Below are 17,811 nucleotides of genomic sequence, written 5' to 3'. Positions count from 1 at the left end.
GCGGAACCCTAAGTGGCCGTTACCGCAGGAATGGATATGTACACGGTCCAACTGTGTTGACTGCCAGGCCGTCTTCGCAGGCAAGCCAGCTCCCACATTGGATCGCGGGGCATCAGTTATATCTGTGTCGGCTGCCAGGCCGTCACGGGAGCAAGCTCCCTCGCCACAGATTTAGCGTCGTGCCGAAGTTGTGTAGATACCTATGGCTATCGCAGGCAAGCCAGCTCCCACATTTTTAACCGCATTTTCACTTCAGGCTTTTCTCAAGCCAGGCTTTTAAGTCCTGGATTTCCGCTTCGCTGATGGTGTGATTCATCCCCGCGTATTCATGAAACTCCGGCTTGAGCCCCAACCCCGCCAGCAACTCGTTCGCCCGTGTGGCCGAGCTGAAGGGCAGCGCCTGGTCCAAAGTGCCATGGCCGATAAAGATCGCCAGCTTGCCCATGGACGCATCCGGTTTCAGCGCAGACCTGAGCACCGGTAGCACGCTGCCACTGAGCGCAGCGATACCGCGTACCAACTCGGGTTCACGCAAGGCCACCTCGTAAGACATGATCGCGCCCTGGCTGAACCCCACCAGGAACACCCGATCACTTTGGGTGTGGTACTTGGCGGTAGCCTTGAGCACAAAGTCCTTGATCAGCCGGGCGCTGCTGAACAGTTCATCAGTCTCGCCGTTGTACTCAGGCTCATCGGTCTTGGTGAACCAACGATAACCTTGCGGCTCCTCCGGCAGCGGCGCGCGCACCGACAGGTAGGTCCAGGTGGACGGCAACGCGTCCTTGATGCCAAACAAATCTTCCTCGTTGCTGCCAAACCCATGCAGGAAGATCACCAGCGGCTGGTTGCGCGCATCACCCTGGGTCTGTTCCAGGTAGGACAAAGGCAAGTCGGTGTGCAAGCCGGAGTCGGCATGAGCGGCGCCGGCCACCAGGGCCAAGGCGAGGGCAAGTTGTTTGAGCATCGGGTTTACCTCAGGGTTTGCGCAACAAATAGGTGTCCATGATCCAGCCGTTTTCCAGGCGCGCCGCCTTGCGTACCCGTTCGATCTCTTCTGCCACATGCGCCACTTTACCGCTGATCAGGATCTCGTCCGGGGTGCCCAGGTAGGCGCCCCAGTAAATATCCAGGTCCTGATCCGCCACACTGCGGTAGGAATCTTCGGCGTCGAGCATGACCACCAGGGTATCGGCATCACTCGCCTGCCCCGCCGCCAACCGGCGCCCAGTGGTGATTTCGATGGACTTGCCAATACGGTTGAGCGCCACCTTGTGCTGCGCCGCCAGGGCTTGCACGCTGGTGATGCCGGGGATCACTTCAAACTCGAAGACACAGCGACCACTGGCAAGAATCGCCTGCAAGATGCGGATGGTGCTGTCGTACAGCGCCGGGTCGCCCCAGGCCAGGAACGCCCCCACCTCACCGTCAGCCATTTCTTCGTTGATCATGCGTTCGAAGGTCTGCTGCTTATCGCGGTTGAGGTCCTGCACAGCGGTGGTGTAGTCGATTTCACCGCGCACACGCTCCGGGCAGTCGGCCTCGACAAAACGGTAGCCGGGCTCGGTGATATAGGTGTCGCAGATTTCCCGGCGCAGGTCGATCAGCTTGTCCTTGCTCTGGCCCTTGTCCATCAGGAAGAACACGTCGGTACGGTTCAGCGCCTTCACGGCCTGCATCGTGATGTAGTCGGGGTTGCCGGCGCCAATGCCGATGATCAGGATGCGTTTCATGGGTTGCTCTCAGTGCGGGGCGTGGATTTTGCCATGATCAACGCATCAGGCGTGAGTTTCCAGGCGCAGGCGCCAGACCGCGTTGAAACGCAGCTCGGTGCGCGACAGCGGTTCGACATCGATCAGGTAGAACATCGATACCGGAAATTGCATGACGTACAGCATTGCAGCGCGGATGACCAAGGGATGTGTAACGGCCACCACATGGCCGGGTTGGCACTCCAGTGACCTCATCCATTCGCCCACGCGCGCGCAAATGTGGTCCACCGACTCGCCGCCATGGGGGGCGCTGGCGCTGTCGGTGAGCCAAGTCATCAATTCATCGCGATCAAGCTGGGCAGTGTCCTGCCCCTTCCAATGGCCAAAATCGCCATCGCGTAACGCGGGCTCAACCACGGCGTGGTCACCGAACAGCGTCGCCGTCTGGCGAGTCCGCGCTTCGGGCCCGCATATCAGGCGCACACTTTTGCGGAACCGATCCGTCAGTGACAGCCGCGCATTCTGCCAATCCATCAGTAACGACTCGTCATCGGGAAACCGCCCCTGCTTTTGCATGGGGGTCACGGCATGACATACGAGAGTCAATCGGGTTGCTTGCATAGGCACCTCACTCTGTTCAGGGACGCGGCGCAGGGAAAACGGCGCCGTATTTCAACCTGTCACAACGAACAGGCAAAGGACTGTGACACATGACGGCTCCCCGCATCAGCGGCTGTAACCCTTCGTATTAAGTGGATACGGAACACCTTCGTACAGAAAAGCCACGAAAATTCGCCACAGAAGGCGCGCTTTTCATAACGATAGACGGAGACTTCCATGACGATCCCGGCAGCCACGAACCATGTTCCACCCTCATCTTCGCAACAAACGCCAACAGGCACCTTTGCGTGGCCGGTCAACCCGGATGAAAGGCTGAAGTATGACATCGCTCAGCAGCCGGAAAATCCTGGTCGATCCGAGCCCGTTTCAAGACGCGCACCAAGTTCGCCTCAATTTCTGCTCACTCAAGGACACGTCAGCACGTTGGTGGAAAAGAGTGATGCCGAGCTGGCACAGCAGCTCAGCGCGGCATTGATGGGCCAGGTCGCTGAGGAGCTCACAACCAACAGACAGTCACTCACCGCCCCGACCCTCACCCAGGTTCCGCCTTTTTCCAGCTTCGGCCAAGCGTGGGCACGTTTTAACCAGGCGCTCAGGGCAGAGCCGTTTGCAACCTTTGCCAAAGCCCATCACATCGACCTTTCCAATTTCAGCTGGAACCCTCAAGAGGGAACCATGACGTGCATGATCAATGACTCCCCCAACAGCTTCACGGAGTTCACCCCTGGCTGGTCACAGGCATCGGCGGACGTCGCCGCAGCGGCCAGAGAGCTGGGCGCCCCGTCGACGACCTGGTTCCGCTACACCGGCGAACACACGCCTCCCAGTTACCTGGTCGGAGACTTCTACGCTATCGCTAGAACCGAGCTTACGCGCAATCCGCGGGCCGTGATCGCGGCACTCCAGCAAGCCGACACATTCCCCTCTCTGGTCATCCCCAACGGCCCCCTGCCATTGGACATCTCGCAACAGACCTTGCGCGCCAGGCAAGCACAACGCAGCGCGAAGGAGACGATCACCCAAGCCACCTTTGAACGCAGCGGCACACTTGCCGACTCCAGTCGCACACCGACGCCCGCCGAACGCGTCGAGGCGGCTGATCGGGAAGTGGCACGGGAGTGTGCCAGAATCCTCACGAGGATCGGCTATCAAAGGCGCATTGATGATCAGTCGCTAACCTTTCTCCCCCTCCTGAATGTGCCTGACGACTCTACCTACGCACACACACGCGAGGCGTTCGGCAAATGCTTCTCCAGCCCCGCTTTCCTGGCGTTTGCGAAAGAACATAATCTCGAGGTTTCATCCTTGTTTATCCACTTGCCGACAGGCCAGTTGGAAGGCTACGTACGAAACCCTGACGGCAGCCGTAAATCGATTGTTTTGCGCACGTCGACTTGCCCCCAATGGGCGGCCCTTGAACCCGACATTTCAAGCGCAGCCCGAAAATACGGGAGAAGCGGCTCGGTCTACGAGGGGCCCGTTCGTACCCAGCAAGCGCTGGATCTCTCTATGATGCTGGACTTTTACGGCGTGACTCGGGAAACCGGCTCAGAGCAGAAGTGGCTCGAACAAGTCGCAGGGCTCATCCGCGATGGCTTCCCCTCCTTGAAAAAAAACAACCCTTCTGCTGACACCTCGCGTGGGATTCGCGAACTGCAGCAGGCAACCCTACAAGCACTTGCAGGCATCAAACCCCCTCCAACACCTACTGTCGTTCAAGCGCCTGCGCCGGTAACCACCGCCAAGCCGCCCGTCGCCAGCCCCGTGAGCGACATCGCCCACCGTCTGTTTAACGCAGGGCCCGGATTGCAATCGGTCGTATCGGGATTACTCAAGGACGCCATCGATGCGTCATTGAACCTCGATGTGGAGCAGTTGGCGTTCGCCGTTCCCGATCCGGACAATCCAGGTGAGCACATTGAAACACCGCTGATGGAAATGATCATCAGCCATGTCGCTGGAGGCGCCGCGCCGGTTTTCGACAGCGCTGGCAAATTCGTCGATACGCGCGAGGACGTGATCGCCCGTACCGGCAAACCTGCGGGTACTGCACTTCCTATCGATAGGTCAGCGCTACAGAAGGCTATGAGCGAGTTGCCCGGCAAGCTGAACGAAACGCTTCGAGCGGCAAAGATCACGTATTGGAATGAGCCGCCGTTCAATGAGCCGGCCCCTGGGCTGAGTGCCGACACAGCGCTCAGTGTCACCCCGATTTACGCGGGTAGTCGGCGGTCAATGCTCGGCCAACTGCTGCACAGCAACCTGCGCCTGGCCAGTTTAAAATCTCCAGGTCTCAATGACATACAGCGCGAAACACTGGATACGGTAGCAAGGTTTCCCCACGGGTACCTCAACCCCACAGACAACTCCAAGACAACCATTCACTTCATGGTCCGCACTGACCCGGCCAACCCAGACAGCCCGAACGTTCAAACCCCTAACCTGTTCATCGAACGCAAGGCTGGGGATCGCACCCTCGCAGTGCTGATGTGCGAACCCAGCGGAAAGGTTACCCCTTATGCTTCCCTGGATGCTGCCCAGCAGGCCTGGGAACAGCAAAACCCCGAGGCGCAACCACCGACCCGCACCAACAAGCCCAGCCTGAAAGCCTTCGACGCTGATGCGTTCTACCTGCAAGCGAACGTCATGATTAACAACGGGGACGCCAACGCCGACACTGATCCCGCGCTGATCGTGGCGCGACCATCCCAAGAGTCCGGGCTCAAGCGTCCCGAATGGTCGAAAACCGCCTCGGATGCCAATCGCTTTATTTACCATGACCTGCTTCTGGAGATGGCGGGCTTCGAGCGCCGGCACAAGGGCAAGAGCTTTGGCAGTGATATTCCGGACATTAGCACTTATATCCAGGAACAGATCAAAGCCCTCAACCCTCCACTCTTTCACTATGACATCAAGGATCTGGAAGTCATCTTTCACACTCCCTATGGCGCCCCGGCCAGCGGATTCGGATCAACCCAAACCACCACCCTGTCCTTCACCGAAACCTTTGTACGCAACCTTTCAGGATTACCAAAAGGCCGGGTGGAGGTGCGTCACAAACCGACGGGCATTCATCTAGCCAAGCTCGGAAGAGAGGGCGAACTGGGTAAGTTGATTCAGCAAATCGATGCCGGCAAGAACTACCCCGAATTAGTCAGGCGCGAGCTGCTCGACGATCCTGAAAAACAAACCAGGCGCCAAGCGCTGTTCGCCGAGCAAGTCCCGATTGAACTGAAAATGAGGGCCCTGGAACTTACGGCCAAAGGCGAGGCTGGCTTCGATAACGCCATGGGTTTTCGTTACCTCCAGGCAATACTGGATCCAACGCCAGGGAAGAAGTTTGTCAATGGCAACGAAATCACCGTGCGCCCCTTGGCGCTCATGCGCCTGCCCGGCGCGGTGCCCGATGTGGTCGAAAACATGTTCCTGATCGAACCCAAAGACACCACAGTCGGCCCGCACATTCTTTATCGCCCGTTGAATTCCAGCGCCCCCCTGCTGCAGTTTCCTTCGCGCCAGGCGCTAATGGAGTCTGTCCAGACACAGAAGGAACTACAAAAAGACATTCTTGCCTGGCTGCCTGATGAGACAACCCGCGCCGTCTACAGGCACGATGGCTTTCGCGAACCGCATATGCCGACATATACGCCCGTGTTCACGCCTGCGCCGCCCACACTGGCGACTCACGACCTGTCGTCCGAGCTGCAAACCGGGCAACTGATGAACTACTTGTATGAAGCCAATTCAAGGGCGCTGACATCGCTGGCCGAACACCAAGCCGTATCCAACGGGGAAAGTCGCTGGGAAAGGATTAAAGAAGGGGCAGGCCTATTACTCAATACGGCATTTCTGTTCATGCCAGAGAGTGCCTTTTTAATCGGTATGCCGTTTCAGGCAGACAGCATCATAAGTGATATCAAGACGCTTGCCGGGAGCAGGGAAGGAAACAAAGAAGCAGCCGCAACAGATTTATTCATCAACATAGCGATGTTAATGCTTCACCTCGCAAGAGCACACCCCACTCAAACCTCCTCACGTACTGGAGTCGCGGCCATTCATACGGTACCGCAGGAAACACGCGTAGGTGATTTACCGGCGGCGCCTTCGCCTGAGTCAGCATTACGTGAAGTGATTCGGTTGGGCGGTCCATGGAGGGGTTTCAAGGCCATCGATGGCGACATACAAACCTTCGAGGATATTTACAAAGGCGCCCCACGACTCAATATATTCGGACATGGGACTGAACCGGCCATCGGAGAGCCCGCGAAAGTCGTAGGCGCAAACGGCAAGTTCTATTCGGCGCAAGACATCGTCAATAAACTTCGTGCGGAAAAAATTGACTTCAGCAAATATAAAAACATTGTGCTTCGCGTCTGCTATTCCGGCGCAAACGGCCCGAACTCGCTGGGTGATGAAATCTCCAACCTGACCAACATACCCACCAAGTCATTCGCAGGTCCTGTGCACATGGATTATTTTTTGGGCAAAGACCCAATAGGCCTGTTCAAAACGTACTATCGGGAATTCAAAGCGAAATACCCCACGCTTTCTCCACGCGACATAAAGTTGCTCGCTGACTCGAAAGTGAAGTTGGATTTTGCCAAGAACAACCACCTTAATACGGTGGAAAAGACATCAGGAACGCTGCTGCGATTCAATATTGGCACCCAGAAAGAGCCTGAGATGGTTCAAGAACTTGTCGATTACCGGCCACATTACTCCTACCCTGCCCGGGACGCGGCCCACGTGTTGCCAGCCAATTCAGCCCGATAGCCTGTTGCGGCAGGTTTGCCAACACAACCCTGCCGTTTGATTACCAATATGCAAACACGGCGTCAGGCCAGCGCCGTTTTCGCAGACGCCACCCTAGGCGTGGCACCGACCACGAAGTCCTCCTTGCGCAACACCACCAGCGCTACCAACGACACCACCCCGGTCGCTACATAGAAATACCACGGCGAAGTAATATCGCCTGTCACCTTGATCAGCCAGGTGGAAATCAACGGCGCACTGCCGCCAAACACCGCGACGGGCACGTTATACGCCACGGCAATCCCAGTGGAGCGAATCCGCGTCGGCAACAGCTCACTCATCAACGCATAGGTTGACGACGCGTACAGCCCGAACAGAATCGCCACCGCCATCAACGGCGCGAAGAAGGTCGCCGGGGTGGCGGTAGGGGCGGATTTGAACAGCCAGAACATCGCCAGGGTCGCCAGCGTGCCGATCACCATCAGGAACGGCTTGCGCCCGTATTTATCGGTAAAGGCCCCGCCAAACGGCATCACGAAAGCCGCCGAGAAGCTGGCGACGAACACGTAGAGCAAGGTGGTGCCGCTGTCGAACTTGAGGATCTTGGCCATGTAGGTCGAGGCGAACGTCAGCACCAGGTAAAAGATCGAGCTGTGCAAGGTGATGATAAAGAACACCAGGGCAATCGCCCGCTTCCACTGCCAGACCTCACGCAGCGGCGCCCGCGAAGTTTGCCCGGCGCGTTGCAGGGCGAGGAACTCGGGGCTGTCTTCGAGCTTGAGGCGAATGTACATGGAAATAAAGCCCAGGGGCGCGGCGATCAGGAACGGTACGCGCCAGGCCCATTCCTGCATGACCTCGGCGCCCAGCACCCAGGTCATGCCGTTGGCCACGGCGCCACCGAGCAGCAGGCCGAGCACGGCGGTGACCATCAGCCAGCAGGTGGCAAAGCCACGGCGACCGGGGCCGGCGTATTCAGAGATGAAGCTGGTGACCGTACCGATTTCGCCGCCCGCCGAGAAGCCCTGCACGCAGCGCACCAGGATCAACAGGATCGGTGCGGCGATGCCCAGGCTGGCGTAGGTCGGCAACAGGCCCAGCATCACCGTGGAGCCGGTCATCATCACCAGCGCCATGATCAGGGTTTTGCGCCGGCCGATCTTGTCTGCCAGCGGGCCGAAGAACAGCCCACCCAAAGGGCGGATAAAAAAGCTCAGCGCAAACGCAGCAAAGCTGGCCAACAGGCTGGTGGTGGGGTCATCGGAGACGAAGAACGCCTGGCCGATATAGACCGCGAGAAAGCCATAGACGCCGTAGTCGTACCACTCGATCAAGTGGCCGGAGGTGGCGCCCAGAAACGCACGGCGGCGCTTGCGGACGGTGTCTTGTGCGGGATTGCCCATCGTGGGGACTCCTTGTCTGATTATCGATCCATGTTAAAGCGCGGCGATACTCGCGGTTTGCAGCCAATGCCGCAAGTCGGTCTTGAGAATCTTGCCGTAGCTGTTCTTCGGCAAATCGCTGCGCCACACATATTTTTTCGGCTTTTTGAACGAGGCCATGCGCGCCAGGAACCACGTCGTCAGCTCGCCTTCGTCCAGCGGCTGGCCGCTGCGGGTCACCACGAAGGCCACCACCGACTCACCCCATTGCGCGTCGGGCTCGCCCACCACGCACACTTCGAACACCTCGGGATGCTGGGCCAGCACTTCCTCGACTTCACGGGGGTACACGTTGCTGCCGCCACTGATGATCACGTCCTTGGAGCGATCCGTCAGGGTCAGGTAGCCGGCCGGGTCGAGGTAGCCGATGTCGCCGGTCAGCAGCCAACCGTCCACCAGCGTCTGGCGCGTGGCCTGCGGGTTGCGCCAGTAGCCCTGCATCACCGTGGCGCCACGCACCGCGATTTCACCGCGCTCGCCGGTGGGCAGTGGCTGGTGCTCGGCATCGAGAATGCGGATCTCGACACAGGCTTGCGCGTGGCCCACCGAGGCGGCCAGGGTGGCCCAGTCGGGGCGCTGGCGCTCGGCGATCAAGGCGCGGGGCAAGACGCTGATGGTCATCGGGCTCTCGCCCTGGCCGTAGATCTGCACCAGGCGCGGGCCGAAGGTGTCGACTGCTTCGCGCAGGTCGGCGAGGTACATGGGGCCGCCGCCGTAGACGATGGTCTTGATGCCGGCGCCGTGATAATCCTGGCGCCGGGCCTGTTCGACCATGCGCTTGACCATGGTCGGCGCAGCAAACAGCGACACCTGGCCCATGTGCTCGGCCAGCCCGAACAGCTCGGCGGCATCGAAGCCATGGGAGGCCGGCACCACATGGCGGGCGCCGCAGCGCACATGGATGAAGTTGTACAGGCCGGCGCCGTGGGACATGGGCGCGGCATACAGCGCCGCATCGTCGGCGCTCACTTGATCGACATCCGTGGCGTAGCACAGCGACATGGCGATCAGGTTGCCGTGCGACAGCATCACGCCCTTGGAGCGCCCGGTGGTGCCAGAGGTATAGAACAGCCAGGCGAGGTCGTGATCCTGGCGGGGCACCGGCTGTTCCAGGCTGGGCCAACCATGGCTGGGCGGCAGCGGGTGGCCGTCCAATTCCGTGCAATGCGCGGGCAAATCCCGCGATGAAAACACCTGGCCGCCGTCGGTAAAGATCAACCGCGCCTCGGCATTATCGGCAATCCACGCCGCTTCGCTGGGGTGCAGCTTGGCGTTGATCGGCACCGCCACCCCGCCCATCCACCAGATGGCGTAGAGCAGTTCCAGGTAGTCGCAGCTGTTTTTCATCAGCAGCGCCACCGCGTCTCCCGGCACCAGGCCATGCTGCTCCACCAGGTGCGCGGCGCGTTGGCGCACGTGGGCGGCGAAGGTGGCGTAGTCGGCCACTTGCACGCTGCCGTCGAACAATGCCGGGCGTTGCGGGGCCCGACGCTGGGTGTCGTGCAGCCAGTTGGCAATGTTCATGACTCAGCTCCGGCGTGCCTGCAGGACCGAGGCGTAGTTGGCCACCGCCATGCCGCCCATGTTGAACACCAGGCCGAACTCCGGGTTGGGCACCGCCAGGCCAATCGGCTCGCCGGTCAATTGCCGGAACGCCAAGGCATGCATGGACACCCCCGTGGCGCCGACGGGATGTCCCTTGGCCTTGAGCCCGCCGGAAAGGTTCACCGGCAAGCGCCCGCCGGCGCGCACCACCCCGCTGTCGAGCACGCGATGGCCTTCGCCCTTGGGCGCCAGGCCCATGGCTTCATAGATCAGCAACTCGGCAATGGTGAAGCAGTCGTGCACTTCGGCGAAGCTCAGGTCAGCCAGGGTCACATTCGCCCCGCGCAGCGCTGCATGGATCGCGCGTTGCGGGCCCTCAAAGGCGAGGATGTCACGCTGGGCGATGGGCAAGGTGTCGTTGACCTGGGTCATCGCCCGGATTTGCACCTCGCGACGGAACGCCCGCGCACGTTTGGGCGAGGCGAGGATGATCGCGGCGGCGCCATCGCTGATCAGCGAGCAATCGGTCAGGCGCAGGGAGTCAGCCACGAACGGGTTGCTTTGGGACACGTTGTTGCAGTGTTCGAAATTCATCTCCCGATGCATCTGCGCCAGCGGGTTGGCCATGGCATTGGAGTGGTTTTTGGTAGCGATGGCCGCCATCGAGCCCAGCGGGCAGTGGTAACGCTCGGCGTATTGACGGGCGGCGCGGCCGAACAACTGGGGGAAACTCAGGCCGGCTTCGGCCGGGTCGTTCTGGTAGCCGGCCCCGGCCAAGGCTTGGGTGACAGCGGCGGTGCTGGTGTGGGTCATCTTCTCGGCGCCCACCACCAGCACCAGCTCAGCACTGCCGGAGAGGATCGCATTGACCCCCGCCTGGATCGCTGCCGAGCCGGACGCACAGGCGTTTTCACAGCGAGTAGCCGGTTTGAAGCGCAGCCCGGGGTCGGCTTGCAATAGCAATGAAGCGGCAAACCCGTCGGGCACCAGCCCCGAGTTGAAATGGCCGAGGAACAACGCATCGATTTGCGACGCATCAATCTCGGCGTCGCTCAGGGCTTCTCGGGTAACCTGGACGATCAGGTCTTCCAGCGTCGTGCCTTCCAGGCGACCAAAGCGGGAGTGACCAGCGGCAACAATGGAGACGCAATCAGCAGGCATAATCAATTTCTTCTGTTCTTGATTCGGACTTGACTTACAATGACCCACCCCTGATCGTGCGCCAATTCGTGTAACTACTTACACGGGTAAGTAGCGCCCCAGGGCATTGAACAACGAGGCAGGATGCCCCATGACCGCGCTAGCCCAGCAATTTCCCGACCTCGAACGCCTGGCGTTCAAGCTGTCCCCTGCCCCGCAGATCGTCACCAGCGACCGCGTGATACTGGACTGCAACGACGCTTTCCTGAAGCTGTTCGGCTATACGCGCGACGCACTGGTCAACCAGCTGACTCTGCTGATCTACCCGTCTCAGGCCGACTACCACGCCATCGGCAAGCGCAGCCATGACTGGCTGCTCGACAGCGACAACGGCTTTTATTCCGATGAACGCTTCATGCAGCACCACAACGGCGAAGTATTCTGGGCCAAGTCCCACGGCTACACCCTCACCCCCAAAGACCCGTTCAAGCTGATGATCTGGCACTTCGAACGCCTGGACCGCATGCACCAGGGCACCGGCGACCTCACGCCCCGGGAGCGGGAAATCGCCATGCACATCGTCAACGGGTTCAAATCCAAAGAAATTGCCCTGCGCCTGGCGATCTCCCACCGCACCGTTGAGGTGCACCGGGCGCGGTTGATGAAGAAACTGCAGGCCAAGACGGTGGTGGAGTTGGTGTCGAAGATCATTATGGTGGCCTGACAGATAAAGGCTGTTTAACCGATGCCCCGCCATCCAAATGTGTGGGCAGCTCCAATGCCGAACAGTTAAGCGAACGCAATGCCCAACGCAACGAAGATCAAATGTGGGAGCTGGCTTGCCTGCGAAAGCGGTCGTGCAGTAATAGATGCAGTGACTGAAACGTCGTCATCGCAGCATAGGTACCTACGCAGCCACCGGTAACTACGATGCGAAGCGAGCCGCTCTTGATCTGCTTTTGATCTTAATCTCAGGCGCCCCGTTAAACCACGCTGGCCGAACGCAGGCTTGAATTCGTGGGTAACCCGGCAGGACGCCGGGTTAGCCGTCCTGGGCCAAGGATGGCCCATGACGGCGGCCCACGGATTCAAGCCGGAGTGAGGGCACACCGAGCCTAAGCGAGGTGCCGAGTGGTGGGGCAAGAGCGTTTTGCTTACTTTTGCGCTTTTCAAAAGTGAGCCGCTGTAAAAGCGGAACCATAAGCAGCCATGACCTAAATAATGGATATGTACACGGTCTGATCCAAGATTATGGTCGGCTCTCAGGCCGCCTTCGCAGGCAAGCCAGCTCCCACAGTTTGATCGTGGGGTGTCAGCTAGAGAAGCGTCGGCTGGCTGGCCGTCATCTCAGGCAAGCCAGCTTCCATATTTGGATTGAGGGGCGTCAGGTAGACAGGCGTCGGCTTTCTGGGCCGCTTAGCTGAAACGTTCAACCGAGCACGTCCATACAATTCCCCACCGCCCTGCCCCCCTAACCTCACGGCTTTCGAACCCTCAGAAGCGCTGGAGAACGGGCATGGGTAACACAGCAACCAAGGTATCGCTGGCATTGACGCTGCTGGCAAGTGCGATGATGAGCAACGCGTTTGCCGCCACCCCGAACGTGGCCGTGGCGCCGCAGTACGACACCAGCCATGTGTATGTGGCACCGGCCGATGTGGACCGTTTTGCCCAGAGTTTCCTCGCCACCTTCGGCGGCAAAAGCACGCCCCAGGTCGTGGTCAACGTGCTGCCGGTGCCGAGCAGCACCACCTCGCAATTGCTCCAGACCCCGGCGGGCACCGTGTCGTTGTTCGGCTTTACCACCCCCGTGCCTCACCCGTTCGGCCAGGAACGCAACGGCTATCTGGTCAAGGACATGGACGTGGCCCTCAAGGCCGCGCGTGAAAATGGCGCCGACGTAATCGTCAGCGATTTCCCCGACCCCATCGGCCGTGATGCCGTGGTGCAATGGCCGGGCGGTGTGAACATGCAGCTCTACTGGCACACCAAGACCCCGGATTACGCCGCCTTCGACACCGTGCCGGAAAACCGTGTGTATGTGTCCAACGACAGCGCCGAGCGGTTTATCAAGGCATTCCTGGGTTTCTCCCACGGCAAGGTAGTGAGCGACGACAAGCACGCCCCTGGGGTTGATGTCGGCCAGGCCGGCGGCCACTACCGCCGCGTCGAGATCGAATCGCCGTTCGGGCGCATGGCGGTGCTGGTCTCCAACGGCCAACTGCCCTACCCGTTCGGCCACGACACCACCGGTTACCAGGTCAACGACCTCGCCGCCACCCTGGGCAAGGCCACTGGCTCTGGCGCCACAGTGCTGGTGCCGGCGTTCGACAGCAAAGGTCGGCGCAGTGCGTTGGTGGAGTTCCCGGGCGGTTATGTCGCAGAAATCCACCAACTCAGCGCGGCAAAATGATTCGTCACGCAGGCTGGAGCCTGGCTGTGCTGTGGCCGTTGCTTGCTGGCAGCGTGCAGGCCGACGACCAGCTGGTACGCCCGGCGATCAAGGCCAACCGCTGGCAGGAAGACTGGTCTGTGCTCAAGGACCCGGCATTGCGCACGCAACCGCTGGACAACCTCAAGTACATCCCACTGTCCGCCGCCAACCCGTTCACCTACTTGTCGTTGGGCGCAACCTTGCGTGAACGTTTCGAGATGAACGACGCCAGCGGGTTCGGCGTGCGGGATGTACCGCGTGACCGCTACCTGATCCAGCGCTTTCAGGTGCACGCCGACTTGCACCTGAACGAACACTGGCGGCTGTTCACCCAGTTGGAAGATGTGCGGGCCTATGACAAGACCACCATTGGCGGTGCCGACCAGAACCGCGTCGACCTGCGCCTGGCCTTTGCCGAATACGTGAAGACCTTCAGCGCTGGCACCTTCAAGGCACGGGCTGGCCGCCAGGATTTCGCCTTCGACTTGCAGCGTTTCATCTCGTCACGGGACGGCCCGAATGTGCGGCAGTCCTTCGATGCGTTGTGGGCGGACTGGGAAACGCCGCAATGGCGCTTCATCGGGATCGCCAGCCAACCGGTGCAGTACCAGGATGGCCGGCATTTCGACGATAAGTCCAACAGCGACGCGCGCTTCCACATGCTACGGGTCGAGCGACTGGTGGGCGGCACCAATGAGCTGTCGGCCTATTACGGCGTGTACGAGCGCAGTGCCGCCCATTACCTGGACGCCGATGGCGAAGAGACGCGCCAGTTGCTGGACGCCCGCCTCGGTGGCGCAGCCCAGGGTTTCGACTGGGACGTCGAAGCCATGCTGCAACGCGGCTCGGTGGGCAGCAAGACGATTCGCGCCTGGGCCGGTGGCAGCCGCACCGGCTACACCTTTGACACGCTGGCCTGGAAGCCGCGTATCGGCCTGCAACTGGATATCGCTTCCGGTGACTGCCAGGCCGGTGACGGCCGGGTCGGCACCTTCAACCCGCTGTTCCCCAATGGCTATTACTTTTCCCTGGCGGGCTATACCGGCTACAGCAACCTGATCCACGTCAAGCCGTCGATTACCGTCAAGCCCCTCGCCAAGCTCAGCGTGCAAACCGCTGTCGGCCTGCTGTGGCGGCAGACCACCGCAGACGCCGTCTACACCCAGCCCAACCTGCCCGTGGCTGGCACGGCGGGCCAAGGTGAGCGCTGGACCGGCGCCTACGGCCAACTGCGCACCGACTACGCCTTTACGCCCAACCTCAGCGGTGCGGTCGAGGCCGTGCACTACGCGATCGGCCAGACCCTGCGCGATGCCGGTGGGCACGACAGCAATTACCTGGGCATGGAGCTCAAGTTCAGTTGGTGAGACAAGCACACCCATACAAGCCTGAGCTCAGGTTTACGGCAATAGTGATGCGGTTTTTTCACCGCCCTTTTTCAGCCCTGCAAGGAGTTTCAGATGAGCACATTCGTTGCCAAAGACGGTACCCAGATCTACTTCAAGGACTGGGGCAGCGGTAAGCCCGTGCTGTTCAGCCACGGCTGGCCGCTGGATGCGGACATGTGGGAATACCAGATGGAATACCTGAGCAGCCGCGGCTTTCGCACCATTGCCTTTGACCGTCGTGGTTTTGGCCGCTCGGACCAGCCATGGACCGGTAACGACTACGACACCTTCGCTGACGATATCGCCCAGTTGATCGAACACCTTGACCTACAGGACGTGACCCTGGTGGGCTTCTCCATGGGTGGCGGTGACGTGGCGCGCTACATCGCCCGCCACGGCAGTGCCCGTGTCGCCGGCCTGGTGTTGTTGGGCGCGGTCACGCCGATCTTCGGCCAGCAAGCCGACTACTCCCAAGGCGTGCCAGGCGAGGTGTTCGATGGCATCAAGGCCGGCCTGTTGAAGGATCGTGCGCAGTTCATCAGCGACTTCAACACGCCATTCTTCGGTCTCAATAAAGGCCAGCACGTTTCGGAGGGTGTGCTCAGCCAAACCCTGCAGATCGCCATGCTCGCGTCGCTCAAATCCACCGTGGATTGCGTCACCGCGTTTTCGCAAACCGACTTCCGCCCGGACATGGCCAAAATCGACGTGCCGACCCTGGTGATCCATGGCGACGGCGACCAGATCGTGCCGTTCGAAACCACCGGCAAGGTGGCTGCTGAAATGATCAAGGGCGCGCAACTGAAGGTGTACAAGGATGCGCCTCACGGGTTTGCCGTGACCCACGCTCAACAGCTCAATGAAGACCTGTTGGGATTCCTGAACCGTTGACATCTTGATGCCCCTGTAGGAGCGAGCTTGCTCGCGAAGAACGTCAACGATAACGCGTGCTTGCTGAATGAACGCGGCGCCTATGCGTTTTTCGCGAGCAAGCTCGCTCCTACAGAAGGCAGAAGGCCGGGCGAGCCCGGCCTTTTTTGTTCAGGCAAAGCGCTGGCTCAGCACCAGCCGCCCCGGCCCTGCGATCAGCACGCTGGTAAAGATGATCAACAGCAGCCAGCCGAACTGCCCTTCGAACAGCGTCCACTCCGGGTGCACCACCAGCAACGCGATGACCAGCACCGCCAGGATCGGCAGGCACGCCAGGCGCACCAGCACGCCCGCGACGATCAGCAGCGGGCACAGCACCTCGGCAAAGATCGCCAGCAGCAACGTGACATGGGCGCCCAAGTGAAACGGGTCCTCGATCAGCTTCAATTGCTCGCTGTAGTGGAGCAACTTGGGCAACCCATGCACCCACAGCAGGAACAACGCCCCGCTGACCCGCAGGAACAACAACCCGATATCCTGATTTCTCGCTTCGTTCATACGCCACCTGTGTCCGTCAAAAATGAGCGGCAGCCAGTGTGTCCGAAGCCACGCCGACGCACTTGCAGGCTTGTGCTGAAAGCCTGCGTTTGCATTGCCCGAAGAACCCGGCATGATCTTGCTGAACTGCCGACCCCGCGCTACGGTCCCAACCCATACGCTCATCGCTACAGGAACTTTTCCATGACGCTTCCACAAGAAATGACCCTGATCGAAATCACCACCCCTGGCGGGCCCGAGGTCTTGCAGCCGCGCAGCGCCGACGTGCCAGTGGCCGGGCCGGGCGAGATTCTGATTCGCGTGCACGCCGCCGGGGTCAACCGCCCAGACGCCTTGCAGCGCGCGGGTAAATACCCGATGAAGCCCGGCATGAGCCCGATTCCGGGGTTGGAAGTGGCCGGTGAAGTGGTGGCGCTGGGCACTGGCGTGAACGAATACAGCCTGGGCGACAAGGTTTGCGCCCTGACCAATGGCGGCGGCTATGCGCAGTATTGCGCGGTGCCGGCCAGCCAGGCGCTGCCGATCCCCGCAGGCATGGACTGGATTCAGGCCGCTGCCGTGCCGGAAACGTTCTTTACGGTCTGGGCCAACCTGTTCGGTCTCGGCGGTGCCCGCAAAGGCCAGCGCGCCTTGATCCACGGCGGCACCAGCGGCATCGGCACCACCGCGTTGATGCTTTGCCAGGAGTTCGGCATCCAGGCATTCGCCACGGCGGGCAGCGCCGACAAATGCGCGGCGATTGCCAAGCTCGGTGCCGAGCCGATCAACTACCGCGAACAGGCATTTGCCGAGGTCATCGCCAAACAGACCGATGGCAAAGGCGTCAACGTGATCCTCGACATCATGGGCGCCTCGTACCTGAACAATAACCTCAAGGCCCTGGGCATGGACGGCCACCTGGTGATCCTCGGTTTCCTCGGTGGCGCCAAGGCCAACGACGTTGACCTGCTGACCATCCTCGGCAAACGCGCGGTGATCACCGGCTCGCTGCTGCGGGCCCGCACGCGGGAAGAAAAGGCCGAGATTGCCCAGCAACTGCGCGAACACGTGTGGCCGGTACTCAGTGCCGGGCGCTGCCTGCCGATTATCGACCAGGTCTACGCCTACACCGACGCCGCCCAGGCCCATGCGCGGATGGAAGGTGGGGATCATATCGGCAAGATTGTGTTGCGGGTGGAGTGAGGCGATTCGACTTGCCCGCGAAGGTGGTGTGTCAGTCACTGTATCTGTTACTGCACGACCGCTTTCGCAGGCAAGCCAGCTCCCACATTTGATCTTCATTACTTCGAGCATAGCGTTCGTTTAACTGACCGGCGTTAGGGCAAGCCTCCTCCCACCCTGGATAAAACACA

Annotated in this window: 13 protein-coding genes; 6 read left to right on the top strand and 7 right to left on the bottom strand. The window is 60.5% G+C overall.

Annotated elements, in window-relative coordinates:
- Positions 1-247: 247 nt before the first annotated feature.
- The 3 genes from OC445_RS24500 to OC445_RS24490 are packed head-to-tail and all read right to left on the bottom strand — an operon-like array spanning position 248 to position 2,330.
- The gene (locus tag OC445_RS24500; protein ID WP_198791193.1) at positions 248-964 is read right to left on the bottom strand and encodes an alpha/beta hydrolase; all 717 of its coding nucleotides are present in this window, start codon (positions 962-964) and stop codon (positions 248-250) included.
- Positions 965-974: 10 nt separating this feature from the next.
- Positions 975-1,730 (bottom strand): precorrin-6A synthase (deacetylating), encoded by a 756-nt coding sequence (gene cobF / locus OC445_RS24495; RefSeq protein WP_054898541.1) that lies wholly within the window; start codon positions 1,728-1,730, stop codon positions 975-977.
- Between the two features lie 45 nt (positions 1,731-1,775).
- On the bottom strand, positions 1,776-2,330 hold the full coding sequence (locus OC445_RS24490; protein WP_034127306.1) for a histidine phosphatase family protein: 555 nt from the start codon (positions 2,328-2,330) through the stop codon (positions 1,776-1,778).
- A gap of 216 nt (positions 2,331-2,546) precedes the next feature.
- Between OC445_RS24490 and OC445_RS24485 the strand changes: the two genes are divergently transcribed.
- Positions 2,547-7,103 (top strand): DUF6543 domain-containing protein, encoded by a 4,557-nt coding sequence (locus tag OC445_RS24485; RefSeq protein ID WP_262020395.1) that lies wholly within the window; start codon positions 2,547-2,549, stop codon positions 7,101-7,103.
- A gap of 62 nt (positions 7,104-7,165) precedes the next feature.
- Here OC445_RS24485 and OC445_RS24480 read toward each other — a convergent pair whose 3' ends face one another.
- From OC445_RS24480 to OC445_RS24470, 3 genes are read right to left on the bottom strand one after another with little or no spacing between them, the layout of a single operon-like run.
- Positions 7,166-8,485: an MFS transporter gene (locus OC445_RS24480; protein ID WP_054918699.1), complete on the bottom strand. Its 1,320-nt coding sequence runs from the start codon at positions 8,483-8,485 to the stop codon at positions 7,166-7,168.
- A 33-nt stretch (positions 8,486-8,518) separates the two neighbouring features.
- Positions 8,519-10,048, bottom strand: coding sequence for a class I adenylate-forming enzyme family protein (locus tag OC445_RS24475; protein ID WP_054898544.1), 1,530 nt, complete (start codon positions 10,046-10,048; stop codon positions 8,519-8,521).
- A 3-nt stretch (positions 10,049-10,051) separates the two neighbouring features.
- Complete coding sequence (locus OC445_RS24470; protein ID WP_054898545.1) at positions 10,052-11,230, bottom strand: acetyl-CoA acetyltransferase; 1,179 nt, start codon at positions 11,228-11,230, stop codon at positions 10,052-10,054.
- 130 nt (positions 11,231-11,360) lie between these two features.
- Here OC445_RS24470 and OC445_RS24465 point away from each other — a divergent pair, with 130 nt between their 5' ends.
- From OC445_RS24465 to OC445_RS24450, 4 genes are all read left to right on the top strand, one after another.
- A complete protein-coding gene (locus OC445_RS24465; protein WP_003190613.1) occupies positions 11,361-11,933 on the top strand; it encodes a LuxR C-terminal-related transcriptional regulator in 573 nt (190 codons plus the stop codon).
- A 792-nt stretch (positions 11,934-12,725) separates the two neighbouring features.
- Entirely contained in the window at positions 12,726-13,622 is an 897-nt protein-coding gene (locus OC445_RS24460; RefSeq protein ID WP_198791191.1) for a VOC family protein, read from the top strand.
- Positions 13,619-15,010: an alginate export family protein gene (locus OC445_RS24455; RefSeq protein WP_198791190.1), complete on the top strand. Its 1,392-nt coding sequence runs from the start codon at positions 13,619-13,621 to the stop codon at positions 15,008-15,010. Before OC445_RS24460 ends, OC445_RS24455 begins: the two co-directional genes overlap by 4 nt.
- Before the next feature lie 93 nt (positions 15,011-15,103).
- Entirely contained in the window at positions 15,104-15,922 is an 819-nt protein-coding gene (locus OC445_RS24450; protein WP_181124197.1) for an alpha/beta fold hydrolase, read from the top strand.
- Between the two features lie 150 nt (positions 15,923-16,072).
- On the opposite strand, the gene OC445_RS24445 is transcribed toward OC445_RS24450, so the two are convergent.
- Positions 16,073-16,459: a DoxX family protein gene (locus OC445_RS24445; RefSeq protein WP_034127298.1), complete on the bottom strand. Its 387-nt coding sequence runs from the start codon at positions 16,457-16,459 to the stop codon at positions 16,073-16,075.
- Positions 16,460-16,642: 183 nt separating this feature from the next.
- On the opposite strand from OC445_RS24445, the gene OC445_RS24440 reads away from it, so the two are divergent.
- The gene (locus OC445_RS24440; protein WP_054918707.1) at positions 16,643-17,641 is read left to right on the top strand and encodes an NAD(P)H-quinone oxidoreductase; all 999 of its coding nucleotides are present in this window, start codon (positions 16,643-16,645) and stop codon (positions 17,639-17,641) included.
- The last annotated feature ends 170 nt before the right edge of the window (positions 17,642-17,811 follow it).

This window comes from Pseudomonas sp. Pse35 (assembly GCF_024519715.1).
GTDB lineage: Bacteria > Pseudomonadota > Gammaproteobacteria > Pseudomonadales > Pseudomonadaceae > Aquipseudomonas > Aquipseudomonas paracarnis.
The sequence above is the reverse complement of the archived record's forward strand: the minus strand, read 5'-3'. Positions and strand labels throughout refer to the sequence as shown.